Genomic DNA, 25,461 nt, shown 5'->3' on the forward strand with positions numbered 1-25,461 from the left:
AATTCATTTTCCGTCGTCCCAGCGAACGCTGGGACCCAGCGTCGTCAACGGCGTCAAATAAATCTGCGACTCCCCTACCACCCGACCTCATGGTCCGCACAAGCCACACGCTCCGACGCCCCTTCTCCTACACCAGCTTGCGGCACTGTCCGATCCCCGCCGCACGCCGCCTTATCTAAAGTAATATGCGTCGCCTCGCCGATTGCGTCAACAGCCGGTCGGCGGCGTGACTGCCTTCAACGGCCAGCCAGGTCAACAATCCTCAATCAAGGAAGGAGCACGCCATGTCTAATCGTTCCGCCCCGCACAGCGCGCCCGGTCTAGCCGATGCGATCACACGCAACGACGCGCCGCCCAATCCCGACCATGAATATGAGGACGCCACCGAAACCAAACTCGATCACAGCAAGCCGCCGCATCATGAGAAAACGGCAGCCGACAAGAAGCACAAGGACGAGCCGCAGATCTCCGTCGGCAAGCCATAACGGCACGGATCGCCTGTTTCACTGAGGCAAGTGATCCGGCAAGTGCCGCATCGGCAAACGCAGCATGCTGTGTGTTGCCTGCTGTGCGCTGCCATATGCCATATGACAGACGCGAGCCACAAGAGTAAGCTGGTCTCTGTCCGGCATGCGTGCGCCTGCCTATCCCTCTATATGGGTGCGCAGCACGAAGCCTGAAGGAGAACACCATGCGCAACCACCATCCGGCTCGCCTCATCCGCCCGTTCCGCTTTATCGCACCCGTTCCACCCTCTGCGCCTCCTGCCCCTTCTGCCCCTCCCCTCATCGAAGAGACCTTCGATCCCGACCACGAATACGAAGACTCCACCGAAACTCGGCTGGACCATACCCGCCCGCCGCATCATGACGAAGCGGCCGGCAAGCTGGAAAAGCATAAGGAAGAACCGCAGATTTCCATCGGTGACGCGTAGGGTTTGTCCGCTGCCTGAGATTGCGGAAGATGTTGCGCGTAGCGCGAGAGCTGCTGCTATGCCGTTGCGCGCGCCAGTGTAATCGCCCGCTCCGGACACGCTGTCACGCACAGTCCGCAAGCGCGGCAGGCGTCGGCGTTGGGGGTGTAGGCGACTTGCATGCCGTGTACGCGCAGCTTCAGTTTGTTGAGCAGACCGAGCGGCGCATAGTCCGCATCATCGATACGGCGAATCGTGAAGACGTTCTCCGGACAAACGTCGAGACAATCGCCCTTCCCTTCGCACCGCTTTAAATTGACCACCGGCACAATGACGCCGGGAGGCTGCTTGCAGCCGGTCGTTGAGTTCTTGTTCATGGTGTTCTTTCCGCCGGCCGGCTTGGATCTGATGTAGGTGGCTTAGACGCTGCCAGGTGTCTGGGGCGGTTCTTTGATGTCTTTGCCGCTATTGCTTTCGGCGTCGCCGCGATGCCAGCCGCCGCGGAATCTGCCAAAGCCGCGCATCCCTTCCTTGAATTTCTGACGTTCTTCTTCGCTCATCTGCTCCCAGCGATGACGGCGATCATGGCAACCGCCACGGCCGCGGAAGCCGCCGAACAGGATCTTGCACAGCACGAACAATCCCAGCGCATGCAAATAGTCGATCTGGTGCGCGCCGGCGAACAGGGACGGCATCAGCCAGTTCCACAGCGACATGACGACAAAGCCGAGTGCGGCGACGCCGGCGATGATGAAGACCAGGATCTTCCAGAATTTTCGTTTGCAATGCATGGGGCCGTTCATTTTTTCCTCCTTACAGATAAGCGATAGATGAGTCAGGTTAAAGATGGAATTCAAGCTGCAGTCTCAGATCGTGAATCACGGATCGGGAATTCGGATCGTGATGGCAAATCGCGGCTACAAGTTGAACTCGTCATATAAGGTTTGCAGGCGCGACCGCAGATGCAGCACCGCATAGCGTTTGCGCCCCAGCAGCGTGTTGATGCTCACGCCGCTTTCGGCAGCCAGTTCTTTAAAGCTGCGCCGTTCCAGTTCATGTGCGATGAAGACTTCGCGCTGTTCGGGCGGCAGCTCTTCCAGTGCATCCTGCAGTTCAGCCAGCAGCATGGAGCGCGCATAGGCGGCTTCCGGGCCGGCATCGGTGTCGGGCAGCAGTTGTTCCAGCCAGCCGTCGTCGTCCTCTTCCGCATCGGCGGAGGCGTCCGGCAGGGCTTGTTCTTTCTTCTTGCGAAAGCGGTCGATGATGCGGTTGCGCGCTACGCGAAACAGCCAGGCGCCGACCTGTTCGATCGGCTCGGGCAGGCGGCAGGCTTCCACCAGTTCAAAAAACACATCCTGCAAAATGTCCTCCGCCTCGCTCGGGTCGGGTACCCGCGTGCGAATGAAGTTGCGCAGCCGTACGCGCTCGCGCAGGACGGTGTCGGTGATGTGTTTATCGTTTTGAGCCATCGTCGGTTCCATGCTGTGAAGACGGATCACAGCGGCGGATATTGTGAGAACGGCGAAATTATCTGAAAGCGGTATTGCCGAAAGTCATTCTTTGCGCTTCTGCTTCACCAGCAAACGCTGCGGTCCGGCGCCTTGTGCCGCCAGCTTGTCGAAGGGATTGCGCAGACGGCAGCGGTCAATCGACAGGCAGCCGCAGCCGATGCAGTCGTCGAGCGTGTCGCGCAATTTCCTGAGCTGCGCCATGCGTTCGTCCAGTTCGGCGCGCCAGCCGGCGGAGAGACGTTCCCAGTCGCTGCGGTCCGGTGCGGCGGTGACCGGCAGCGTGGCGAGCGCGGCTTCGATCTCGCTCAGCGCTATGCCTACGCGTTGCGCCACACGGATGAAGGCGACGCGGCGCAAGACTTCGCGCGCATAGCGGCGCTGGTTGCCGTCGGTGCGCGTGCTGGCGATCAGGCCTCTGGATTCGTAGAAGTGCAGCGTCGACACGGCGACTCCGCTGCGCCTGGCGACATCACCGACCGACAGCATCGGCGCGATGCCCGCTTGTTCAAGCAAGATGTTCATGCATTCTCCTCTTGACCTCAACTTCACTTGAGGTTTTAGACTGCAAACGGTCATCATTCTAAGGGAGAACATCGCATGTCCACCGCAACTGCCATATCGCCTGCTTCCACCTCCGTTTTCCGCGTCGACAAATTTGTCGTCCCTGCCGCCTCGCTGGAGGCCTTCATCGCCAGCATCCACTATGTGCACGCGATTCTGGCCGAGCTGCCCGGATCGTTGCAGCGGCACCTCCTCACGCAGACCGGCGGCGATGGCGAATTCAACGTCGTGAACTTCCTCGAATGGTCGGACGCGGATGCAGTGACGGCAGCGGTGGCGCAGGTGCAAAAGCGTTTCGCCGAAGACGGTTTCGATCCGAAAAAAATGGTTGCCGAACTCGGTATCCGTGCCGATCAGGGCTTTTATCGCAAAGCCTGAAAGCCCGGGTGGAGGCGGCTTTGCGCCGCAATTGTTGTCTGGATTGCCATGAATGTTGTCGATGTTGTTACGCTTGCAGCGTATTGCGTTGTGTTTTTATTCAGCCTTTCTTATAAAAGCTGCCGGTAGCGCACTTTGGGGATGTACAGTTGCGCCGGATCGTTTTACATTCTCTGATTGAAGGCGATTTTTTCAGGGCTGTATTTCGGAAGCTGCATTTCAAAAGCTGGATAACAACAGGAAAAAGCGACGATGACAGTTGTGCGGAAGGATGTCAGCGACAAACACGGTTTCGGCATCGGCCTTAGCGGCGGTGCGGGAGCAACCGTGTCGTTGCGCCTTCCCGGTCCCGGCCATCCCATGAGCGAGCCGGACGAACGCCTGGGCCGCTTGCTGTGGAACATCACCTCGCTGGCCGGCCTGCTGTGCGATGCGCCGATCGCCATGATCTCGCAACTGCAAGGCGAATTCGATTGCTCCGAACGCGGCGCCTTGACCATGACCGCTGCCGTTGCCCTCGACAGCGGCGTCGATCATCGCCGCCAATGGTGGCGTTTTGCAGGGCAATCGAGCGTGGTGTGCAGCACCGCCGACTTCAGCCTGTGCGAAACCGCCGTCACCACACCCGACCGCATTACCGAGATCGGCGACCTCAACCTCGACAGCCGTTGCGCCGATCTGGAGCTGCGCAAGATCGTGCCCGAGGCGCGCTTCTACGCAGCGATTCCACTCGGCGACCAGCATGGCGAACTGATCGGCACGCTGTGCGTGCTCGACCGCGTGCCGCGCCGCCTGACGCCGCATCAGCGCGACGGCCTGCGTCTGCTGGCGCAACAGTTCATGGAACAGTTGGAGATGCATCGCGACATGCAGCAGCTGCAGCGCCAGACGCTTACCGATGCGCTGACCGGCGTCGGCAACCGCCGCGGGTTTGATCGCCGCCTGCATGAAGAATGGTCGCGCCATCTCCGCAGCGGCGCCGCCTTGTCGCTGCTGATGATCGATGTCGATAAGTTCAAGCAATACAACGACGCTTACGGCCATCCGGCCGGCGACGTGATTCTCAATCTGCTGTGCGAGTTGCTGCGCATGCCGCTGCGCGCCAGCGACTTCGTGGCACGCTACGGCGGCGACGAGTTTTCCATCATCCTGCCCAATACGCCGCAAGCGGGCGCGCAACTGGTGGTTGATCGGATTCAGACCATGCTGACGACGGCGCAGTGGCCGAACTGCATGGTGACCGTCAGCGTCGGCATCGCGACGCTGGAGCCGGAAGAAGCCTGCGATTTCGCCACGCTGCTGGCGCGCGCCGATCAGGCCATGTATCTGTGCAAGCGCAGCCGCCGCGAAGCGGAAATGCGCGACTGACATACACGCCCAAACGCCCCGGCTTCAGGGCGCCTTCGACGTCGACGGCGACTTCAACTTCAGCGCCTCCAGCAACATCTGCCCCATGATTTCCGGCCGTCCCTGGAAGATGGTCTGTACCGCATCGACGCCGGTCAACTCGCGCCGCAACTGATTGCGCAGCGCATGATCGTCGGCCAGCCTGATGGTCGCCTTCACGTAGTCGTCCACTGCCGGCGTCACCAGCCACTGCGGAAACTTCAATCGTCCGAACAGGCCTTCGTCGATGTGCTCATGCACCTCGGGCCCGGTCTTGCACACGCCGACCAGACCGGCGCTGACGGTGTCGATGATGCCGTTGGTATTGCCGAACGGGAAAGGATTGATGAACATGTCGCAACCCGCGATCACCTCCATGTAGGCGCTGTAATGCTGATGCGGATACACCGTCGCGGCGTCGCCGAGGAACTGGCCGATCACGCGCTTGACCTGCGGATAGATCAGCATGCCCTGCGCCTGCCCGATCAGGAAGTGAAAATGAATCTTGCTCTTCGCTTCGCGCAGGATGCGCTGGCAGGCCAGCAGAAAATCCGGATTGAGTTTCATCGTCGTCGACGCCACCACGATCTGCACCACTTCCGGTTCTTCGCGGATGTGTCCGGGCAGATTGAGTTCGTTCGCCAGTGCCGAGGCGCGGTAAGGCATGCCGTCGCTGGGCAGGCGCAGCAGCTGCTCGCTGAAGCAGGCCGGGTCGCCGACATAGTCGTCTTCCACCACCACGTAATCCATCTCCGGCGAATGCGAGGTGGCCGGATGGCCCAGCGCCATGGCCTGCACCGGTGCGATGCGCAGGTTGCTGAGGAACATCGTCAGCGCAAACATGCCCACGCTCGGCATGTACAGAATCTGCGCCGATTTCGCCTGCGCCACACCGCGGATCTGCGCCAGCTGCTGCTGGATCTCGCCGGCGCCGATCTCGATGAATTCATCGAACACCGCACGGCCGGCATCGTCCACGGTCTTGCCGTAGCCCATGCCGACGACGTGGAACAATTCACGCGCTGCTTCCAGCGTGCGCGAGTGGGTGCGATAGATGGAGTGCGCCGCGCTGAACCATTCAACCACCACCAGCAGCACCGGCTTGTCCTTGCCGCCGGTCTGCACCGGCGTGTTCAACGGCGTCAGTCCCGCCGCGGCGATGCTGCGCCTGAGCAGCGCATTGATCGGCTTCTTGATGTCGTGCTTGTCGGCGCGGCGCGCATAGCTGCAGTGCATGTAGACGTCATGCAGGATGCCGGCCGGCAGCTGCGCCAGGTCGTCGATCTGCTCCAGCCGCCGCGACAGCCACGGCAGAATCTGCTCGCGCTTTTCATACGCCACCGGCGTGGCCAGCAGGCGCGGCGACAACAGCGCCAGGCACAGGTTGGCGACCAGCACCTTGTCGTGCGCCCAGAAGGCGTCGAGATCCATCGGGATTTCGGACTCGGGCGAATACAGCAGACAGAATTTGATGAGGTCGCGGTTGCCGATTTCGACTTCGCGCAGGTTGCCCTTGCCGCGGATATTCCAGGCGCGCACCACATGGTCGGCATTGCGGAAAGGACTGGCGGCGAACAGGCCGGACAGCCAGCGATGCATCAGTATCATCTGGCCGAAACCGATCTGGGAAAACTGGAACTCGCTGTCGGCAAACAGGCAGGAGATCGCCGCGGCGATGCGCGTGACGACGTGGTCGTTCAACTCGTTGGGCAAGACGCTGCTGAGCGGCCTGGCGCTGAAATTTTCACCCGGCAGGCCGTAGTTGCTGTCCAGTCCCGACAGCAAATCCATCAGCTCGCGCGCAGCGGCTTCATGCTGGCGCGAATAGGCCAAGTATTCAAAATTCTCCAGCGAAAAACCCATGTCTCTTCCCTCAATGGCGTTCAATTAATACAGTCAAGCGTGAAGCTCTGCGGCTTCTCTGAAAACCTTGCCTTGCCGTCATCCTGACGAAGGTCAGGACCCAGTCACTGCGTCCCAGCGTGCGCTGGGACGACAGTCAATATCGTTCCCTGCGCTGTTCTTAGTGCTGTTCTTCCGCTTCGAATCCGGCTTCACGCAGCGCATTCAACACCTGCGCCAGATGCTCGCGGCCGCGCGTCTGCAACACCAGCTCGATGTCGACGTTCTGCGCCGCCAGCATGGTGAAGGCGCGCTGGTGATGCACTTCATCGACATTGGCGCCGGCTTCGGCGACGGTGGCGGTGATGCGCGCCAGCACGCCCGGCACATCGCGCGCGGACACGCGCACGCGCGCCAGACGTCCCGCACGCACCATGCCGCGTTCGATGATGGCGGCCAGCAGCAGCGGATCGATATTGCCGCCCGACAGCACCATGCCCACGCGCTTGCCGCGGAAGCGTTCCGGATGGCGGATCATCGCCGCCAGACCGGCGGCGCCGGCGCCTTCGACCAGGGTCTTTTCGATTTCCAGCAGCATCAGCACGGCCTGTTCGATGTCGCCTTCGTCGACCAGCAGCAGATCGTTGACTTCGCGCGCGATGATTTCGCGGGTCAGCACGCCCGGCGTGCCGACGGCGATCCCTTCGGCGATGGTGCTGCTGCCGAGCGCGTGCGTGGTGCCCTGGATGGCGTTGACCATCGACGGGAAGCGTTTGGCCTGCACGCCGACGATGTCGATATCGGGTTTGCGCGCACGGGCTGCAACCGCCATGCCGGCCAGCAAGCCGCCGCCGCCGATGGCGACCACCAGCATGTCGAGGTCGGGGACGGCGTCCAGCATTTCCAGCGCGATCGTGCCCTGGCCGGCGATGATGGCTTCATCGTCGAAAGGATGGACGAAGGTCAGGCCGCGTTCCTGCGCCAGGGCGAAAGCGTGCGCGCGGGCTTCTTCCAGCGTGTCGCCGTGCAGCACCACCTCGGCACCGAAACCGCGCGTGCGTTCGATCTTGACGCCCGGCGTGAAGCGCGGCATCACGATCAGCGCGTGCAGGCCGAGGCGCTGTGCGTGATAGGCGACGCCCTGCGCATGGTTGCCCGCCGACATCGCGATGACGCCGCGCGTGCCGTTGGCGGCGAGGTCGGTCATCTTGTTGCAGGCGCCGCGCTCTTTGAAGGATGAAGTGAATTGCAGGTTTTCGAACTTGAGGAAAACCTGGGCGCCGACAATATCGGACAGCGTGCGCGATTCCACGCACGGCGTGTTGAGGATCTGGCCTTGCAGTCGCACGGCAGCGCGCTGGATATCTTCGATGGTGGTCATACGGTCCGCTCAAAGTCTGCACAAAAACAGGGAGCAGACATTGTAGCCAGAGAGACGGCGGCTGCGGAAATGTATTTGCGCGGCTTGTACTACGTATTTTCCGCAGCCGCAGAGGGATTTGGAGAGTGGAGGATTGGCATGTCAGCTACTGCACGTCGTCCGGTCAAACCTGTTTCTCTATCCCGGTCGTCCCAGCGGACGCCGGGACCCGGTGCCGTAAAGACGGCCGATACGACACCGGGTCCTGACTTTCGTCAGGACGACTGCTCTATGGGCTTAACCCGGCCTTCGTGAGGCTCAGCGCAGTTTGAAGATGCCGACGATCTGCGCCAGGTTGGCGGCCTGATCCTGCATGGCGCGCGCGGCGGCGGCGGCTTCCTCAACCAGCGCCGCGTTCTGCTGCGTGCTTTCGTCCATCAGCACGATAGCGCGGTTGACTTCTTCGATGCCGGTGCTCTGCTCGGTGCTGGCGGCGCTGATTTCAGCCACGATGTCGGTCACGCGCTTGACGCTGGCGACCACTTCACCCATGGTCGCACCGGCGTTTTCAACCAGCTTGCTGCCGCTGTCGACTTTCTGCACAGAGTCGGTAATCAGTTCCTTGATTTCCTTGGCGGCGGAGGCCGAGCGTTGCGCCAGGCTGCGCACTTCCGAGGCCACCACCGCAAAGCCGCGGCCCTGTTCGCCGGCGCGGGCGGCTTCCACCGCGGCATTCAGCGCCAGAATGTTGGTCTGGAAGGCGATGCCGTCAATCACGCTGATGATGTCGACGATTTTCTTGGACGAATCGTTGATCGAGCCCATGGTGTCGATCACCTGGCCGACCACGGCGCCGCCCTGGGTCGCGACTTCGGAGGCGGATGCCGCCAGCTGGTTGGCCTGGCGGGCGTTTTCGGCGTTTTGCTTGACGGTGGAGGTCAGCTGCTCCATGGCGGCGGCGGTTTCTTCCAGCGAGCCGGCTTGTTGCTCGGTGCGCGAGGACAGGTCGAGGTTGCCGTTGGCGATTTCGGCCGAGGCGGTGGCGATGGTGTCGGTGCCGGTACGCACCTGGCCGACGATATTGACCAGGTTGTCGTTCATGCCCTTGAGCGCGGCCATCAGCTGGCCGGTTTCATCGCGCGATTCGACCTTGATCTGGGTGCCGAGGTCGCCCTGCGCCACGCGGCTGGCGACATCGACTGCCTTGACCAGCGGCCGGGTGATCGAGCGGGTGATGAAAATCGCCAGCGCAATGCCGCCGATCAGTGCGATGACGCCGAGGGCGATCATCAGCGTGCGCGCCGTGCGGAACACGCCGTCGACCTGAGTCGTCAGTTCGGTAATGGCGTCGCTCTGGCGAGTCGAGAGCTTTTCAATCGCGGCCAGGTAGCGCTGGCTGTCCGGCATCAGCTTTTCTTCCACGATCTTGCGTGCGCCGTCTTCATTGCCGGCGTCTTTTTCCTTGAAGACCGCAGTGTTGTCGGCGATCACTACTTTCCGGTGTTCATTGATCTCGTTGAGGAGCGCCTTGCCTTCAGGATCCTGGATCAGCTCTTCCATCTGTTTGACGTAGCCGTTGTTGCGCGCAATCGTGGCGACGATCTGATCCTTGTAGAACTTCTGTTGCACCGGATCGGCGTTCTTGGCGGCGGCGACGATGCGGCCGACGTTGAGTTCGATCGACTTGTAGAAGGCATTGACCAGGCGTTCCTTGGCCAGGGCGTTGTTGACCATGTAATCGGTCAGACTGCCGACCGACTGCAGGCGCCAGACGCCGATGCCGGTGATGACGCTCATCAATATGAGCAGTGCTGCAAATGCGATGCCTAGCCGCGTACCAATCTTTAGATTTTTCATTGTCCTATCCCTCATGTTGGGCGCAGTTCGCCGCTTTGCCTGCCACCGGCTGTTTGCTTGCGGGTTGCGGACGGCTTGTGGCCGGGCGCGGAAAATGGCGGGCAGATCGGGAGCGAACCGATGCGCATCTTTGCATTAACGGATAGGTTAATGCCGGACTTGAGGAAAAAGCACGGGTCGTTTGAATGTTCTGTGCAGCGTCGGCGAAAGCGTCAGGATGTGGGCGGTTTTGGTGCGGCGGGCGCAGGCACGGAGAGCAGCGTCTCCCACAATCTGGTCAGCGCCGGCCGCTTGTTTTGCAGTGAGCGGAATACCCGGATTTCCAGCTCCAGCGACCAGGCGTTGCCGCCGGCGGACACCAGCTTGCCCTCATCCAGTTCGTCCGCTACCGAGCGCTGCGGCAGCCAGGCCAGGCCGTGGCCGTTGAGCGTCATGCGTTTGAGCAACTCCGCCATGTCGGATTCGTAGCTGGTCAGCAGGCCCGGCGCTTGCGGCGCATTGGCCAGGATCAGTTCCATCACCCGGCCGAGGAAGGATGCCGCCGGGTAAGCCAGCAGCCGGGTCGGCTTGCTCTTGCTGCCGGGCAAGCGAAACAGCGGCGCGCCGCTCTTGTCCGCCGCCGACACCGGTATCACGCGCTCGCTGCCGACCGTCACATATTCATACTGGTCCGGGTTGAGCAGAATGGGCAGCTGGGGATGATAAAAACACAACAACAGATCGCATTCGCCTTCGGTCAGCGCCAGCACCGAGTCGTGGATGTTGGTGGCGGTAATGCGCGCGCTGATGCCGGTCTTGTCGTTGGCGGCGCCGTTGAGCTTGTCCAGCCATTCGGGAAAGAAGCTCAGCGCCAGCGAATGTCCGGCGGTCACGCGCAGCATGTTGTGTGCGGTGTGTTCGCTGCGCAACTGGTTGCGCGCATCGGTGAGCAGCTTGATCGCTTCCGAGGCGGCGTCGTTGAACAGTTTGCCGGCCACCGTGAGCGTCAGCGGATAGGTGCTGCGGTCCACCAGTTCGGCGCCGATCCAGGCTTCCAGCGCGCGGATGCGGCGGCTGAAGGCGGGCTGGGTGACGTTGCGGTGATCCGCCGAGCGCGAGAAGTTGCGCGTCGCCGCCAGGCTGAGGAAGTCCTCGATCCACTTGATGTCCATCTGCTTTCCTTTTGCTGCGAGTCTGAGGTGCGCGCCGGGATGCAACGCAATAGCGCATCTATAACAGCAAGCGCCGGGCGTGAAAAGTCCCGCTCAGCGGTCTTTTCCACAAACTATGCAGCAGCGACATAACCACCGTACTACTTTGCATAGCGTCGTCTTGCGTAACGATTATCCTCAGCACATAGAACAACATCTCAGGATCTGCGGAACAGCCATCATGAAAGTCGAAAAAATCCAGCGTGCCATGTCGGTCGGCGTCATCGGCGGTCTCGGCGCCATCGGCAGCGCCGACCTCTACGCCAAAATGACCAAGGTCGCCGCCAAGGCCGGGCCGCAGGAGCGTATCAAGGTCCAGTTCGGCCAGCAGGCCTTCGACGACATCGACATGGCCGGCGCGGAGAACGCCCAGACCAATGCGCGCAAGCTCTACGTCTTCGATATGCTGCGCGAGTTCGAGGAGCGTAAAAGCAGCGCCGTGCTGCTGCCTTGCTTCATCAGCCACACCTTTCTCGACGAGGTGCAGGCCGAGATCAGCATCCCGGTGATCGACATGGTCGCCGCCATCCGCCGCCATCTTGCGCAACGCCTGCCCAAGCTGCAAAAGATCGGCATCCTCACTTCCAGCTATGTGCGCAAGAAGGGTTTGTTCGAGAAGCATTTCGGCGGCGACGACGTGCAATTGCTCTACCCCGCCGCGGCCATCCAGCACGCCTGCCTGATGCGCGCGGTCTATGGCACCACCGGCATCAAGAACGGCTACCTCGACGGCGAATCGATCGACCTGCTGTACCGTGCCTGCAAGGATCTGCTCGATCAGGGCGCGCAGGTGATCGTGCCCGGCATGACCGAAATCTCGACCGTGGCCGAAGCGCTCAGCGCGCGCGGCATTCCCATCATCGACACCAATCAGATCTATGCGGAATCGGCATTGAGCTTTCAGGCCGGACAGATCGGCCGCTCGTTCAAGATCGGCGTGGTCGGCGGCGTCGGCCCGGCGGCTACGGTCGACTTCATCGAAAAGGTCATCAAAAATACTCCGGCCACGCGCGACCAGGACCACATCAAACTGGTGGTTGAGCACAACCCCAAGATCCCCGACCGCACCGAAAACCTGATCGCCGAAGGCGCCGACCCGACTGTCGCCATCTACGCCGCCTGCAAGCGTCTGGAAAACGACAACGCCGACATGATCGCGATTCCCTGCAACACCGCGCACGCTTTCGTCGAACGCATCCAGGCGTACTTGTCGATCCCGATCGTCAACATGCTCAGCGAAACCGTCAGCTACATCGAGAAGCGCCACGGCGACAAAAGCTGCATCGGCCTGCTGGCGACTTCCGGCACCATCGCCAGCCGCGTCTATCAGCAGACCCTCGATCAGAACAACGCGCGTAGCAATGGGCACAACAAATTCAGCATGATCGTGCCCGACGCCGAACATCAGGCTATCGTCATGGACGTCATCTACGGCGCGCAAGGCGTCAAGGCCGGCTTCATCAACGACGAGGTGCGCGCCAGGCTCAAACGCGCGATTGCCTATCTGGTCGCCAACGGCGCCGACGTCATCGTACTCGGCTGCACCGAGCTGCCGCTGCTGATCGCGCAGGATGAGAAGTTCGAGGCCGGCGGCAAGAAGGTGCCGGTACTCGATCCCACCGAAATACTCGCGCGCAAATGCGTGGCACTCGCCAGCCCGATTGCCCGCAAGACGGCGTGAAACGCATCGCCATGCGCCGCGGTGCAATTCCATTCCGGCAGTTCCTGGCCGGCGAACTGAAACGCTGTGCCCGTGACGGCTATGCCGATCCGGTCATCGCCCGCTATCGCACACTGTCGCAAGCCGGGCTGCTCGATGATGCAGAGGCGCAGGAGCATGAGCGCTTGTTCAACCGCATGTACTCTCGCTGGCGATGGCGGTACGCCACGACGCAAGCACTGGCACGCAAGAAGGCGGCTTCCCCGGCTGGTTGAATGCGCTTCGGCAAACCAGAAGCAACCTCTTTTCATCGCCTGAATCAACATAAATTCTGATGCCTTCGACATGACTCAGGCATCAGATTTTCTTTGTGCTCGCTTCAATTATTATCGATTGTAGAGAGAAGGCAGAGGTGGGATATTACGGCCTGCTTCATATCGCACGCCGAGTTTTTCTTATGTGCGAAAACATTGGCACATGCGGAAACTGACCGCTGGTATTTGACGGCTTGTCATTTCGCACGGAGACAACTCTGTGTCGTCATTCCATTCTCCCAAACCACTCTTCAGTTCTCAGCAAGGAACAATCGTGAAAACCTGCCTCTTGATTTTTATTTTTTCCACGGCTGTTCTTGCCGTCTCACCGGCATCGGCTGAGAAGCTGGCGAGCAGCGCCATCAAAGCGCCAGACAGCAAAGAGACGCGCGTCATCGAGCGGGTCGCCATTCCGGGAACGAAGCGTGAGATGGGGATGGGGATTGCCGAGTTTCCGCCGAATGCCGAGAAGCCGCGCCACAAGGCAACCGGTCCGGAAGTCTGCTACGTGCTGGAAGGAGAAATCATCCTGGAAATGGACGGCAAACCTGGACGGCATATTCGCGCAGGCGACAGCTATCAGATGCCGGAGGGCGTGGTTCACGTCGCCAAGGCTGGTCCGGCAGGCGCGAAGGTGATTGCCGCGTGGGCGCATGTGCCCGGCAAGACATTCAACATTCCCGTCCCCCGGAATTGAGCGCTTTGCAGGACATGTGCAGCGAGGAGATTTTTCTCAATTCCACCTTATCTGAATCGAGGTATTCAAGTATGTATCAACAGATCGTCAAAACCCTCTGCGCGGTATCGGCGCTCTCTCTTTTTACCGGCTGCAGCAGCTATGCCGGCAGCAACGCCCCTCAACCGGCAATCCAGAGTACGGTGGATGCCGCCATCCAGCCCCTGATGCAGAAATACGGCATTTCCGGCATGGCGGTCGCCGTCTCCGTCGATGGCAAAAACTATTTCTACAACTATGGCGTGGCGTCCAAGGCGAGCGGCCGGCCTGTTACCAATGCCACCCTGTTCGAGATCGGTTCCCTGAGCAAGACCCTGACCGCGACGCTGGCGTCGTATGCGCAGGTTAACGGTCAGCTCTCGCTGTCGGACAGCGTCAGCCGGCATCTGCCCTCTCTGAGCGGTACTCCTTTCGACAACGTCAGTCTGATGAATCTCGGCACGCATACTGCCGGCAACTTCCCGCTGCAGCTTCCGGATGAGGTGACGAACCGGGAGCAGCTCATGGATTACTACAAGAACTGGAAGCCGAAGCACGCCGCCGGCACGTACCGGACTTACTCCAATCCGGGAATCGGCCTGCTTGGTGTGGTCACCGCCAACAGCATGCGGACGTCTTTTGCAGACGCGATGGAGAAGACGCTGTTTCCGCGGCTCGGGATGACGCACAGCTATATCAATGTGCCGTCTGAGCAGATGAAAAACTACGCGCAGGGCTATAACAAAGCCGACGCGCCGGTGCGCGTGAATCCGGGCATGCTGGCCGACGAAGCCTATGGCGTAAAGACCAATACGCAGGATCTGATCCGTTTCATCAACGCCAACATGGGCCTCGTCGAACTGGATGGGAAGTTGCAGAAAGCGGTCACCGATACGCACACCGGCTATTTCAAGGCGGGCGACATTACGCAGGATCTGATCTGGGAGCAGTATCCCGACAGCTCACCGCTGGAGCGGCTGTTGGCGGGAAATTCCGACAAGATGGTTTACCAGGGTGCCGCGGCAACCCGGCTGAACCCTCCTTTGCCGCCGCAGGCCGCCGTCTTGCTCAATAAAACCGGATCGACCGGCGGTTTCGGCGCTTACGCGCTCTATGCGCCGGCAAAGAAAATCGGCATCGTGATGCTGGCGAACAGAAATTATCCCAACGATCAGCGGGTCACTGCGGCGTATCGCATATTGAAGGCGCTCGACGGGCAAGGTGCAGCGCGTCCCTGATGTGGTGGGGTGATCCTGCGGTTTTTTCCAGCACCTCAACGCCGCCTCCGGCCATCCCGAATCGGGGATGGCCTCTTCCTGCCTCATGGCGGTGACAAATCGCGTCGCACCATTTCGGGCTTTCTGGTTTTCTGGCACATGCCGTTTTGCACCAAGCCCGCCTTTTCCGCCACTTGACGGCAACTTTCTTTTCTTTGAAGCAAGCTGAAAACTCGCCGCGAGGCGGGTTTTCTTGTGCGCCGCAACGGTGGAAAGCCGTGACCTGCGATGCAGTAAAGCGTTGTTTTTAAAGCAGAAATACCATCTTCTCGTCGTTTTTCGATCCCTTTTCCTGAGTGGATATGGCACGATAAATGCATGTCTACTTTGATGTATACATTGGTGCCTACATTTAAAGGAACAACGATGAACCAGTCATTTCTCCCGCTTCAACGTCTTTTCAAGCAACTGGTTGCGGCCGGTCTGCTGACTGCAACTTCCTGTGCTGCGATGGCAGCCACCATCAACATCTCGCTCGATGACGACCCGGGCAAGCTCGATCCGACGCAATCGTCGATGATCGCCGAGCGCATGGTGTATCAAAGCATTTTCGACAAGCTGGTCGATCTGGATGAAAACGGCAAGATCGTGCCGATGCTGGCGCAGCGCTGGACCATCTCCGACGACCAGAAGACTTACACGCTGTATCTGCAAAAGGGCGTGAAATTCCAGGACGGCACGCCGTTCAACGCCAAGGCGGTGGAATTCAACCTGCTGCGCGGCCAGGAGAAAAGCTCCCTGCGCCGTAACGAGCTCAAGTACATCAAGCAGATCACCGTGGTCGACGACACCACCGTCAAGCTGGAGCTGACGACGCCGTTTGCGCCGTTCATGTCCATCCTGACCGATCGCGCCGGCATGATGTCTTCGCCTGACGCGGTGAAGAAGTTCGGCGACGACTACGTCAACAATCCTGTCGGCACCGGTCCCTTCATCTACAAGGGCCGCCTCAAAGGCGCCACCATCACGCTGGAAAAAAATCCGCATTACTGGCAAGCCGGCCTGCCGAAAGCCGACGGCGTGACCTACAAGATCATGAGTGACGTCAATGTCGCCTTCAACAATCTGCGCAGCGGCCAGGTCGACATCACCAATCGTTTCCCGTACAAGGAAATCACCAACATCGAAGCCGGCGCCAAGTACGCGGTCATCAACAAGCCTTCGCTGGGTTTCCGCGGCTTCTATCTGAATACCTCCAAGCCCCCGTTCGACAAGAAGGAAGTGCGTGAAGCCGTCGACATCCTGATCGACCGCAACGCCATCGCCAAGGTGGTTTACAACGGCGCCGTCGCCGCCAGCCATTCGCCGTTCAGCAAGGCGCAGTTCTCTCACGGCGACGCCGATACGCCGCCGAAGGTCGATGTGGCCCGCGCCAAGGCTTTGCTCAAGGCAGCCGGCAAGGAAGCCGGCTTCAGCTTCAAGCTGACCTTGCCGACCACGCCGTACGAGTCGCAGGTCGGCCAGATGATCCAGGGCATGCTGCGTCCGGCAGGCATCACCGTCACGCTGGAAAAGGCCGAGCTGGCGACCCAGATCGAGTCGGGTAAGGCCGGCACCTTTGAAGCCATCTTTGTCGGCTGGAGCGGTCGCCCCGATCCGGATCAGAACATCTATGACTTCGTCGTCACCAACGGTTCGCTGAACTACTCCAAGTACGGCACCAAGGAAGTCGATGATCTGTTGCAGCAAGCGCGCCTGGAAGGCAATGAAGCCAAGCGCAAGGCGTTCTACGATCAGGCCATGCAGATTCTGGTGAAGGACGTGCCCTACATTTATCTGAACCACGACAACGTGTTGTTCGGCATCTCCAAGGCGGTCAAAGGTTTCCGCTATGTGCCGGACGGCGTGATCCGCACCAGCACGCTGGCGAAGTAATTTGGCGGTGAGAGGGACGCTTTATCTTCCTTTTCTTGCCGTCGTCCCAGCGAATGCTGGGACCCAGCGTCGTGACGAACCTTGCTACGACGCTGGGTCCTGACTTTCGTCAGGACGACAGCGGTGTTGTGTTGGCAGTGAGAGCGAAGCTTCAGGCTCCCTTGTACTGCATCAGTTTTTTCGGTCCGCGCTTGCGCGGTTCTCAATGTGTTTGCTGTGCCGTGCGGACGAGGGTCTGCGCGTGCTGCTCCGGCTGAAGCTGCCCATGTCCCCACTACTCAAGCGCATCCTGCTGGTCATCCCCACCCTGCTGCTGGTCAGCATGGTGATCTTTTCCCTGCTGGCGATCCTGCCGGGCGATCCGGTGACCGCCATTCTCGGCCAGGAAGCCACGCCTGAAGCCGCGCTGGCATTGCGTGCACAACTCGGTCTCGACGATCCGCTTTACATGCAATACGGGCGCTGGCTGGGCGGCGTGCTGCATGGCGATCTCGGCCGCTCCTTCATCGACCGTACGCCGGTCATCGACGTGCTGATGCAGCGCCTGCCGGTGACGATAGAACTGGCGCTCGGCAGTTTTGCCGTCGGCATCCTGATCGCAGTGCCGGCCGGCATCATGGCGGCGGTGCGTCCACGCGGCATCGCCAATTATTTCAGCACGCTGGTGGCGCTGTTCGGCATGTCGGTGCCGCATTTCTGGCTGGGCATGATGTTCATCATCCTGTTCGCAGTCAAACTCGGCTGGCTGCCGGCCTCCGGCTATGTGCCGTTCACCGAAGACTGGCGCGGCAATCTGGCGGCGATGTGCATGCCGGTGCTGGCCACCGGCTTGCGCGAATCGGCGATCCTGATGCGCATGGTGCGCAGCAGCCTGCTCGAAGTTCTCAATGAAGATTACATCCGCACCGCCTTCTCCAAAGGTTTGAAGGACTGGCAAGTCGTCATCGGACACGCGCTGCGCAATGCGCTGATTCCGGTCGTGACGGCCAGCGGCCTGATGGTGTCGGGTCTGCTCGGCGGGCTGGTGATTACCGAGAGCATTTTCGGCATTCCCGGCATGGGCAAGATGATCGTCGACGCCATCTTCCAGCGCGACTACATCATGGTGCAAGGCGGCGTACTGGCAGCGGCGCTGATGGTGGTGATCGTCAATCTGGTAGTGGATGTGCTGTACAGCATCATCGATCCGCGCATCGCGAAATGAGGGCAGACATGGATCAAGTCATCGCAAAGAAAAATGGCGCAGCAGCAGGAGCTGCCGTAGAAGCCGAAGCCCTGCCGCGCCGGCAACGTTTCGTCGGCCTGCGCCGTTTTGCCGCCAACCGCCTGGCTGTAGTCGGCGCGGCCATCATCCTGCTGCTGGTGCTGGTCGCGATCTTCGCGCCGCTGCTGGCCACCAACGATCCCATCTTCGATCAGGATTACGGCAACCTGCTGTCCGGTCCGGATGCGATGCACTGGATGGGTACCGACGATCTGGGCCGCGATATCTTTTCACGCATGCTGTACGGCGCGCGCATCTCGCTGCAGGCGGCGTTGATCGCTGTCGGCCTGGCGTTCTGCGTCGGCGTGCCGATCGGCATCGCCAGCGGCTATTTCCGCGGCTTCTGGGATGAATGGGTGGTGATGCGCATCGTCGACGCGCTGCAAGCCTTCCCTTCGCTGATCCTGGCGCTGGCGCTGGCGGCGGCCCTGGGCGGCGGTTTCTACAATGCCATGGTGGCGGTCGGCATCGGCTTTGCGCCCGCGTTCATTCGCCTGGCACGCGGCCAGGCGCTGAGCATCCGCAATCTCGATTACGTCATGGCGGCCCGTTCGGTCGGCGCCGGGCACATGCGCATCATGTGGCGTTACGTGTTGCCGAACGCGATGGCGCCGCTGGTGATCCAGGCGACCTTTGCGATGGGCTCGGCGATCATTGCCGAAGCCGGTCTGTCCTATCTCGGCCTCGGCGCCAAGCCGGAAGATCCGAGCTGGGGCTCGATGCTGCACATTGCGCAAGGCTATCTGAACACCAATCCGACGCTGGCCCTGTGGCCGGGCGTGGCGATCTTTGCGGTGGTGCTGGGCTTCAATCTGCTCGGCGACGGTATCCGTGAAGTGTTCGATCCAAAGTTATACCGCTAGAAACCTATTCATGATCCTGAACAGGTTTTAAGGAAGAAAAGCCATGTTGGAAGTCAACAATCTCAAAGTCGAATTCGTCCGCAACGGCAAGCGCGTGGCGCCGGTCGACGGCGTCTCGTTCTCGGTCGGCGCGAATGAAACCGTCGGCCTGCTCGGCGAATCCGGTTGCGGCAAGAGCGTCACCGCGCTGTCCATCCTGCGGCTGTTTCCGATGGCCAGCAAGGCGCAGCTGAGCGGCGCCATCAAGTACAACGACGGCATTGCCGACAGCAACCTGCTGGAAGCCGACGACGCCACCCTGCGCGCCATGCGCGGCAAGGAGATCGCGATGATCTTCCAGGAGCCGATGACCTCGCTCAATCCTTTGCACCGCATCGGCGACCAGCTGCGCGAGATGCTGCGCGTGCATAGCGATCTCAACCGTAAGCAGATCGACGCGCAAGTCATCGCCATGCTGCAACGCGTGGGTTTGCCGCGCGCCGAGCAACTGGTCAACGATTATCCGCACAGCCTGTCGGGCGGCATGCGCCAGCGCGTGATGATCGCCATGGCGCTGCTGTGCAATCCAGGCTTGCTGATCTGCGACGAGCCGACCACTGCACTCGACGTCACGATCCAGGCGCAGATTCTTGACCTCATGCGCGAACTCAAGCGCGAACACGGCACCGCGATCCTGATGATCACGCACGACCTCGGTGTGGTGGCGGAGATGTGCGACCGCGTGGTCGTCATGTACGCCGGCCAGGTGGTCGAGCAAAGCAGCGTACGCGATCTGTTCGATGCACCCGCCCATCCCTATACGCAAGCGCTGATGCGCGCGCGCCCTGCCCTCGACGCCACGCCCGGCGAACCGCTGGAAGCGATTCCCGGCTCGGTGCCGCTGCCGGGTTCGGTTGAATCCGGCTGCCGCTTTGCGGCACGCTGTCCGAAGGCGCAGGAGCGCTGCTATCGCGATGCGCCGACGCTCGACAAAGTCAGCGACGGCCATCTGGCGCGTTGCTGGTATCCGAATTGAAGAGGCTGTGATGACTGCTCCCCTGCTCCAGGTCTCCGGACTGAAAAAACATTTTGCTTCCAGCAAGCGCGGCGCGCCGCCGGTCAAGGCGGTGGACGATGTCTCGTTCTCCATCGACGAAGGCAAAACCCTCGGCCTGGTCGGCGAATCCGGCTGCGGCAAATCGACCACCGGCCGCAGCGTGCTGCGCCTGATCGAACCGACTGCCGGCAGTGTCAACTTCATGGGCGAAGAAATTTCCACGATGTCTTCCTCGGCCCTGCGCAGCATGCGCCGCAATATGCAGATGGTGTTTCAGGATCCCTTCGCGTCGCTCAATCCGCGCATGACCATCGGCGAAGTATTGGAAGAACCGCTGATCGTGCACGGCCTGTTCGACCGCGCCACGCGCAAGCGCAAGGTGGCGGAGATCCTCGACGTCGTCGGTCTGAGCCAGGCCTATGCCGGTCGCCATCCGCATGAGTTCTCCGGCGGCCAGCGCCAGCGTGTCGGCATCGCGCGCGCCATCATCACGCGGCCGAAACTGGTGGTTGCCGATGAAGCCGTGTCGGCGCTGGACGTATCGATCCAGGCGCAGATCCTGAACCTCTTGCAGGAGTTGCAAAAGGAGTTCGCCCTCACCTATCTGTTTGTTTCGCACGATCTCGCCGTGATCCGCCACGTCAGCGACAGCATCGGCGTGATGTATCTCGGCCGCATGGTGGAGTACGGCAGCTGCGAGAGCGTCTATAGTGCGCCCAGACATCCCTACACGCAGGCGCTGCTGTCGGCGATTCCGCGCGAACATCCGGATCAGGTGCGCGAACGCATTGTGCTCAAGGGCGGGATTCCCAATCCGGCGTCGCCGCCGGCCGGTTGCCATTTTCATCCGCGCTGCGCGTCCTGCATGGATGTCTGCAAAACCGAAACGCCGCCTCGCGTTGAGACTGCGCCGGGCGAATATGTCGCCTGTCATTTGTATCGCTGACGCATTGCCAACGAACCGCTAAATTTATTCCTTCTTCAGACCAGAAATTCGAAAGTATCCTATGCCAACCTTCAACGCCAATCATTATCCCTACGCCTCGCGCCGCAGCGCGGTCTTCGCCAATCGCGGCATGGTCGCAACTTCGCAGCCGCTGGCCGCGCAAGCCGGTCTGCAAGTGCTGCAAGCCGGCGGCAACGCCATCGACGCCGCTATCGCCGCCGCCGCGGCATTGACTGTCGTTGAGCCGACCGCCAACGGCATCGGCGGCGACGCCTTCGCATTGATCTGGCACAAGGGGCAACTGCACGGACTCAACGCCAGCGGTCCGGCGCCGATGGCGATGTCGCTCGACGCACTCACCGCCGCCGGTCACAAGGAAGTGCCGAAGTACGGCGCCCTGCCCGTCACCGTGCCCGGCACGCCGTCGGCCTGGGTGACCATGGCTGAACGTTTTGGCCGCATGCCTCTGTCGCGCTCGATGGCCGGCGCCATCAGCCTGGCGCAGGATGGTTTCCCGATTTCGCCGGTAGTAGCCTTCGCCTGGAAGCAGGCCTACAAGACCTTCACGCGCGAGTTCAAGGATGATCATTTCAAATCCTGGTTCGATACCTTCGGCGCGCTCGACGGCTCCGGCCGTGCGCCGCAGGCCGGTGAAATGTGGCGTTCTGCGGGTCATGCCAGCACCCTGCAATCGATTGCCGACGATAATGCGCGCAGCTTCTATCAGGGTGCGCTGGCCGAGAAGACCGCAGCCTTTATCCGCGCCGCCGGCGGTTACATGGACGTGGCCGATCTGGCCAACTATCGTCCGCAATGGGTCGATCCGATTTCATCCAACTACCGCGGCTACGACGTCTGGGAAATCCCGCCGAACGGCCACGGGCTGGTAGCCTTGCTGGCGCTGAACATGTTGAAGGGCTTCGACTTCAGCGAGCGCGACACGCTGCAAACCTATCACCGCCAGATCGAAGCCATCAAGCTGGCCTATGCCGACGGCCTGGCGCACATCGCTGACATTGATCACATGCGCGTCTCGGTCAAGGACCTGTTGTCCGACGCCTACGCCGACGAACGCCGCAAGCTGATCGGCGCGCATGCCACGCTGCCGGTGGCCGGCGATCCGCCGCGCGGCGGCACCGTGTATCTGTGCACGGCCGACAATGAAGGCAACATGGTGTCCTTCATCCAGAGCAATTACATGGGCTTCGGTTCGGGTCTGGTGGTGCCGGGCACCGGCATTTCGCTGCACAACCGCGGCAACAACTTTACGCTCGACGCTGCACATCCGAATTGCCTGGCGCCGGGCAAGCGTCCTTATCACACCATCATTCCGGGCTTCCTCACCAAGGACAACCAGGCCATCGGCCCGTTCGGCGTGATGGGCGGCTTCATGCAGCCGCAAGGCCACGTGCAGATGGTCATGAACACGGTCGACTTCGGCCTCAACCCGCAAGCCTCGCTTGATGCACCGCGCTGGGAATGGGAAAGCGGCAACAAGGTCAGCATCGAACACACCACGGCGGAACATCTGTTCCGCGGCCTCGGTCCGGCCGGTCTGGGCCATCAGGTCAGCTGGTCCGGCAACCAGCTCGGCTTCGGCCGCGGCCAGATCATCTGGCGCGACGCCAACGGCGTGCTGTGCGGCGGTACCGAGCCGCGCACCGACGGTTGCGTCGCCGCCTGGTAGTCCACTTCAATCTGAAAAGGCCACGCCGCTCATGCATGCCTCACCCGATCCGTCACTGACTCAGTCTGACAGCGTCGCCGAAGAGCCGGTCAAGGCCTCCTTGCCGGAGTATGTCTACGCGCGTCTGCGTGAAGACATTTTTGAAATGCGCCTCCTGCCCGGCGATCAGGTGACGGAGACAGAAGTCGCGGCCTACTTCAAGGTTTCGCGCACACCGGTGCGCGAGGCCTTGCAGCGTTTGCAAAGCGACGGCCTGATGCAAGGTTACGTGCGCGGGGGTTGGGAAGTGGTGCCCATGGATTTCAAACGTTTCGCCGATTTGTATGAGCTGCGCCAGCTGATCGAAGTGCATGCCGTCACAAGGCTGTGCGCGCCGCCGGAAGCAGGAAAACGCAGCATCGACATGGCGCAGATCAACGCGCTCAAAACGGATTGGTGCGTGCCGCCGGAACAGCGGCTCACCGACGGCCGTGCCGTGGCGGCGCTCGATGAATGTTTCCATCAGACGCTGGTGCGCGCCACCGGCAATCAGGAAATGGCCAGCGCCTTCGACCGCCTCACCGACCGCATCCGTATCGTGCGGCGGCTGGATTTCGTCTACGGCGATTGTGTAGGATCGACTTACGACGAGCACGCCGCCATCCTGGCGCAAATCGATGCCCGTGACGGCGACCAGGCCGTCAGGCTGATCACCGAGCACATCGACGGCAGCCACGCGGAAGTCAACCAGATCACCCTGCATCGACTGCACAGCGCGCGCGCTTCCGCCGCCACAGAGCGGCTGCCCTACGTCACCGTGAGGGTCATGCGCTCGTTCTGACGATCCCGGCGCCGCAAAAAGGTCCGCTATCGATTGCCCGGTAACGGACAGCTCGGCCCTTGCGCCGATGAGGAGACACAGGAACGCATTTCATCCTGGTCCCTTGCCAGAAAAGCAATTCTCCAAACAGCCCGTGGCGCCTGCGGTTATGCCGGCTATTTGCCAAATGCTGCGTTCCCGCTACACTTGCGGCACCGGCTTCGTCCGCCAGTCGCGAAAGCGCCACTGCATGCCGGTTTTTGCCTCATCGTCTTTGTACGTCCCGAAGTTGTAGCCAGCAGTGAGAGCGCCCCGCTCTGCATCCTGAGCAGAGCCTGCGTTCTTCCCCACGCCACATTATCTGAAGGAGAAAGACATGCTCGGATTAACCTCGCTCGGCATCATCCACACGGCCATCGCTCTGGTGGCAGTCGTCACCGCTCTCATCATTCTGGTCCGTGAACATCGCATCCGCTACGCCACCGGTGCAGGCCGGCTGTACGTGCACGCGACCGTGCTGACATGCCTGACCTCGCTGGGCATCTTCCAGCACGGCGGTTTCGGCAAGCCGCATGTGCTTGCCATCATTACGCTGATTACATTGGGACTCGCTCAGGCGGCCATCAAGACCACCTGGTTCGGTCGTCGCAGCGCGTATGTGGAGATGGTGGCGTATTCGGCCACGGTGCTGTTTCACTTCATCCCGGCGCTGACCGAGACGGGTACGCGCGTACCCGTCGGTGCGCCGTTCTTTGCGAACGCCGACGATCCGCTGCTGAAGATGCTGACCGGTGCGCTGGTGGTGGTGTTTTTGGTGGGAGCGACGCTGCAGGTGTTGTGGCTGGGACGGCAGCGCGCTGTTGATCCGGGTGCGGCGACACTAGTGTGAGCGCTGCTATCAGGGATTTTTTTCTTTATCGGACTTTTTTATTTTTTCAAGCTCGGCAATATCGTCGGCATCGGCACGGATAGCATCGACCTGGCGCCGTTTTGCGTCGAACTCGGTGTATCGGTCATGTGCAAGTTTGATCATCTGATCGTGACTGATAGTACCGTTGCCTTTTAGCAGTGGACGTTCATTGAACGCCAGAAAATTATCTACGTATTGCCGCCAGTTGGTCATCGTAAGATTCTGGCGTTTTTTTGCTCTGTCCTCGGCGTAATCCAGAAACATCACAGTGATTCGATTTAGTTCGTCGATTTCGTCAGCTGTCAGATAATTTTTGGCGATCGTGACGTCGCCTTTTCGCACACGGCTACCCTTCCATGTCTGCAAAGCCATGTTCGGCTGCGATGCGTTGGCGCGTTGTACGATAATTTCAGCAGCAGTCTTTTCGGTGGTTGCAAACAGGATTTTGTTCTGAACTTCTGCAAAAAAACGTGACGATGCATCGATGTCGTCACGATAATCGACTGAGAGTGAGAGCAAATCCCTGATTTTCTGATAAAAACGTTTTTCCGAAGCGCGAATGTCGCGGATACGCTCCAGCAGTTCGTCAAAGTAATCCCACGCCTCCGGTTGCTTTAATCTGGCGTCGTCAATGACAAAACCCTTGATCAGGTATTCCTTCAGATGTGTTGTCGCCCACTGGCGGAATTGCATACCGCGCGGCGAACGCACGCGGTAGCCGACGGCCAGAATGAGGTCGAGATCATAAAGTTGGGTGCGATAGCGTTTGCCGTCGGCGGCAGTTGTCAAGTTTTCCTTGACTACTGAATTCTCCTTGAGCTCGCCGTCGCTCAAGATGTTCTTTATGTGCAAACTGATATTCTGTTTGCTGGTCTGAAACAGCGATGCAAGCTCAAGCTGAGTGAGCCATACGGTACCGTGTTCCGCACGGAGAAAAAACTGTGCTGTGCCGTCATCGGTGGCATACAGCACCAATTCTCCGTGCGCTGATGGCTCAGACGGTGGTGTTGAAGAAGATGTGTTTGTCATATCGGAGATACTGACGACATTGCGGGAAGAAGCCGAAAGTATCACCGAGCATGCTTGTCCAGTCTAGAACTATGTCTTTAAATCTGAA

Annotated in this window: 25 protein-coding genes; 16 read left to right on the forward strand and 9 right to left on the reverse strand. The window is 60.6% G+C overall.

What is annotated here, in order from left to right; genetic code table 11:
* Positions 1-284: 284 nt before the first annotated feature.
* Both AC1RN6_RS20420 and AC1RN6_RS20425 read left to right on the forward strand, forming a co-directional pair.
* The gene (locus AC1RN6_RS20420) at positions 285-485 is read left to right on the forward strand and encodes a hypothetical protein (protein ID WP_493007262.1); all 201 of its coding nucleotides are present in this window, start codon (positions 285-287) and stop codon (positions 483-485) included.
* A gap of 206 nt (positions 486-691) precedes the next feature.
* Positions 692-934: a hypothetical protein gene (locus AC1RN6_RS20425; protein WP_493007263.1), complete on the forward strand. Its 243-nt coding sequence runs from the start codon at positions 692-694 to the stop codon at positions 932-934.
* Positions 935-990: 56 nt separating this feature from the next.
* On the opposite strand, the gene AC1RN6_RS20430 is transcribed toward AC1RN6_RS20425, so the two are convergent.
* The 4 genes from AC1RN6_RS20430 to soxR form a co-directional block, all read right to left on the reverse strand.
* Complete coding sequence (locus AC1RN6_RS20430; protein WP_493007264.1) at positions 991-1,290, reverse strand: 4Fe-4S dicluster domain-containing protein; 300 nt, start codon at positions 1,288-1,290, stop codon at positions 991-993.
* Positions 1,291-1,332: 42 nt separating this feature from the next.
* Complete coding sequence (locus AC1RN6_RS20435) at positions 1,333-1,716, reverse strand: hypothetical protein (RefSeq protein ID WP_493007265.1); 384 nt, start codon at positions 1,714-1,716, stop codon at positions 1,333-1,335.
* Between the two features lie 114 nt (positions 1,717-1,830).
* A complete protein-coding gene (locus tag AC1RN6_RS20440; protein WP_493007266.1) occupies positions 1,831-2,394 on the reverse strand; it encodes an RNA polymerase sigma factor in 564 nt (187 codons plus the stop codon).
* 72 nt (positions 2,395-2,466) lie between these two features.
* Complete coding sequence (gene soxR / locus AC1RN6_RS20445) at positions 2,467-2,946, reverse strand: redox-sensitive transcriptional activator SoxR (protein WP_493007267.1); 480 nt, start codon at positions 2,944-2,946, stop codon at positions 2,467-2,469.
* 75 nt (positions 2,947-3,021) lie between these two features.
* Here soxR and AC1RN6_RS20450 point away from each other — a divergent pair, with 75 nt between their 5' ends.
* Entirely contained in the window at positions 3,022-3,363 is a 342-nt protein-coding gene (locus tag AC1RN6_RS20450; protein ID WP_493007268.1) for an antibiotic biosynthesis monooxygenase, read from the forward strand.
* 252 nt (positions 3,364-3,615) lie between these two features.
* Positions 3,616-4,731: a GGDEF domain-containing protein gene (locus tag AC1RN6_RS20455; RefSeq protein WP_493007269.1), complete on the forward strand. Its 1,116-nt coding sequence runs from the start codon at positions 3,616-3,618 to the stop codon at positions 4,729-4,731.
* Between the two features lie 24 nt (positions 4,732-4,755).
* Here the strand turns inward: AC1RN6_RS20455 and AC1RN6_RS20460 are convergent, their stop codons facing one another.
* The 4 genes from AC1RN6_RS20460 to AC1RN6_RS20475 form a co-directional block, all read right to left on the reverse strand.
* A complete protein-coding gene (locus tag AC1RN6_RS20460) occupies positions 4,756-6,612 on the reverse strand; it encodes a peptide transporter (protein WP_493007270.1) in 1,857 nt (618 codons plus the stop codon).
* Between the two features lie 160 nt (positions 6,613-6,772).
* Positions 6,773-7,972, reverse strand: a complete 1,200-nt coding sequence (locus tag AC1RN6_RS20465; RefSeq protein ID WP_493007272.1) for a threonine ammonia-lyase — start codon at positions 7,970-7,972, stop codon at positions 6,773-6,775.
* A gap of 297 nt (positions 7,973-8,269) precedes the next feature.
* A complete protein-coding gene (locus AC1RN6_RS20470; protein WP_493007273.1) occupies positions 8,270-9,808 on the reverse strand; it encodes a methyl-accepting chemotaxis protein in 1,539 nt (512 codons plus the stop codon).
* A 212-nt stretch (positions 9,809-10,020) separates the two neighbouring features.
* Positions 10,021-10,959, reverse strand: a complete 939-nt coding sequence (locus AC1RN6_RS20475) for a LysR substrate-binding domain-containing protein (RefSeq protein ID WP_493007274.1) — start codon at positions 10,957-10,959, stop codon at positions 10,021-10,023.
* A gap of 220 nt (positions 10,960-11,179) precedes the next feature.
* Between AC1RN6_RS20475 and cuyB the strand changes: the two genes are divergently transcribed.
* The 12 genes from cuyB to AC1RN6_RS20535 all read left to right on the forward strand — a co-directional run bounded on the left by cuyB (position 11,180) and on the right by AC1RN6_RS20535 (position 24,323).
* On the forward strand, positions 11,180-12,679 hold the full coding sequence (gene cuyB / locus AC1RN6_RS20480) for a cysteate racemase (protein ID WP_493007275.1): 1,500 nt from the start codon (positions 11,180-11,182) through the stop codon (positions 12,677-12,679).
* Entirely contained in the window at positions 12,676-12,933 is a 258-nt protein-coding gene (locus AC1RN6_RS20485; protein WP_493007276.1) for a hypothetical protein, read from the forward strand. Before cuyB ends, AC1RN6_RS20485 begins: the two co-directional genes overlap by 4 nt.
* Positions 12,934-13,246: 313 nt before the next feature.
* A complete protein-coding gene (locus AC1RN6_RS20490; RefSeq protein WP_493007277.1) occupies positions 13,247-13,669 on the forward strand; it encodes a cupin domain-containing protein in 423 nt (140 codons plus the stop codon).
* A 71-nt stretch (positions 13,670-13,740) separates the two neighbouring features.
* The gene (ampC, locus tag AC1RN6_RS20495) at positions 13,741-14,925 is read left to right on the forward strand and encodes a class C beta-lactamase (protein ID WP_493007278.1); all 1,185 of its coding nucleotides are present in this window, start codon (positions 13,741-13,743) and stop codon (positions 14,923-14,925) included.
* Between the two features lie 405 nt (positions 14,926-15,330).
* A complete protein-coding gene (locus AC1RN6_RS20500) occupies positions 15,331-16,839 on the forward strand; it encodes an ABC transporter substrate-binding protein (RefSeq protein WP_493007279.1) in 1,509 nt (502 codons plus the stop codon).
* A gap of 265 nt (positions 16,840-17,104) precedes the next feature.
* Positions 17,105-18,043, forward strand: coding sequence for an ABC transporter permease (locus AC1RN6_RS20505; protein WP_493007280.1), 939 nt, complete (start codon positions 17,105-17,107; stop codon positions 18,041-18,043).
* An 8-nt stretch (positions 18,044-18,051) separates the two neighbouring features.
* Positions 18,052-18,966, forward strand: coding sequence for an ABC transporter permease (locus AC1RN6_RS20510; protein WP_493007281.1), 915 nt, complete (start codon positions 18,052-18,054; stop codon positions 18,964-18,966).
* A gap of 43 nt (positions 18,967-19,009) precedes the next feature.
* Positions 19,010-19,981 (forward strand): ABC transporter ATP-binding protein, encoded by a 972-nt coding sequence (locus tag AC1RN6_RS20515; RefSeq protein WP_493007282.1) that lies wholly within the window; start codon positions 19,010-19,012, stop codon positions 19,979-19,981.
* 10 nt (positions 19,982-19,991) lie between these two features.
* The gene (locus AC1RN6_RS20520) at positions 19,992-20,948 is read left to right on the forward strand and encodes an ABC transporter ATP-binding protein (RefSeq protein ID WP_493007283.1); all 957 of its coding nucleotides are present in this window, start codon (positions 19,992-19,994) and stop codon (positions 20,946-20,948) included.
* A 61-nt stretch (positions 20,949-21,009) separates the two neighbouring features.
* A complete protein-coding gene (locus tag AC1RN6_RS20525; RefSeq protein WP_493007284.1) occupies positions 21,010-22,635 on the forward strand; it encodes a gamma-glutamyltransferase family protein in 1,626 nt (541 codons plus the stop codon).
* Positions 22,636-22,666: 31 nt separating this feature from the next.
* Positions 22,667-23,455 carry a GntR family transcriptional regulator gene (locus tag AC1RN6_RS20530; RefSeq protein ID WP_493007285.1) on the forward strand — a complete coding sequence of 263 codons (789 nt, stop codon included), beginning with the start codon at positions 22,667-22,669 and terminating at the stop codon, positions 23,453-23,455.
* 355 nt (positions 23,456-23,810) lie between these two features.
* Complete coding sequence (locus AC1RN6_RS20535) at positions 23,811-24,323, forward strand: hypothetical protein (RefSeq protein WP_493007286.1); 513 nt, start codon at positions 23,811-23,813, stop codon at positions 24,321-24,323.
* Between the two features lie 9 nt (positions 24,324-24,332).
* Here the strand turns inward: AC1RN6_RS20535 and AC1RN6_RS20540 are convergent, their stop codons facing one another.
* A complete protein-coding gene (locus AC1RN6_RS20540) occupies positions 24,333-25,373 on the reverse strand; it encodes a virulence RhuM family protein (RefSeq protein ID WP_493007287.1) in 1,041 nt (346 codons plus the stop codon).
* Positions 25,374-25,461 lie beyond the last annotated feature (88 nt).

The organism is Herbaspirillum sp. GW822-FHT03A08 (genome assembly GCF_058801885.1).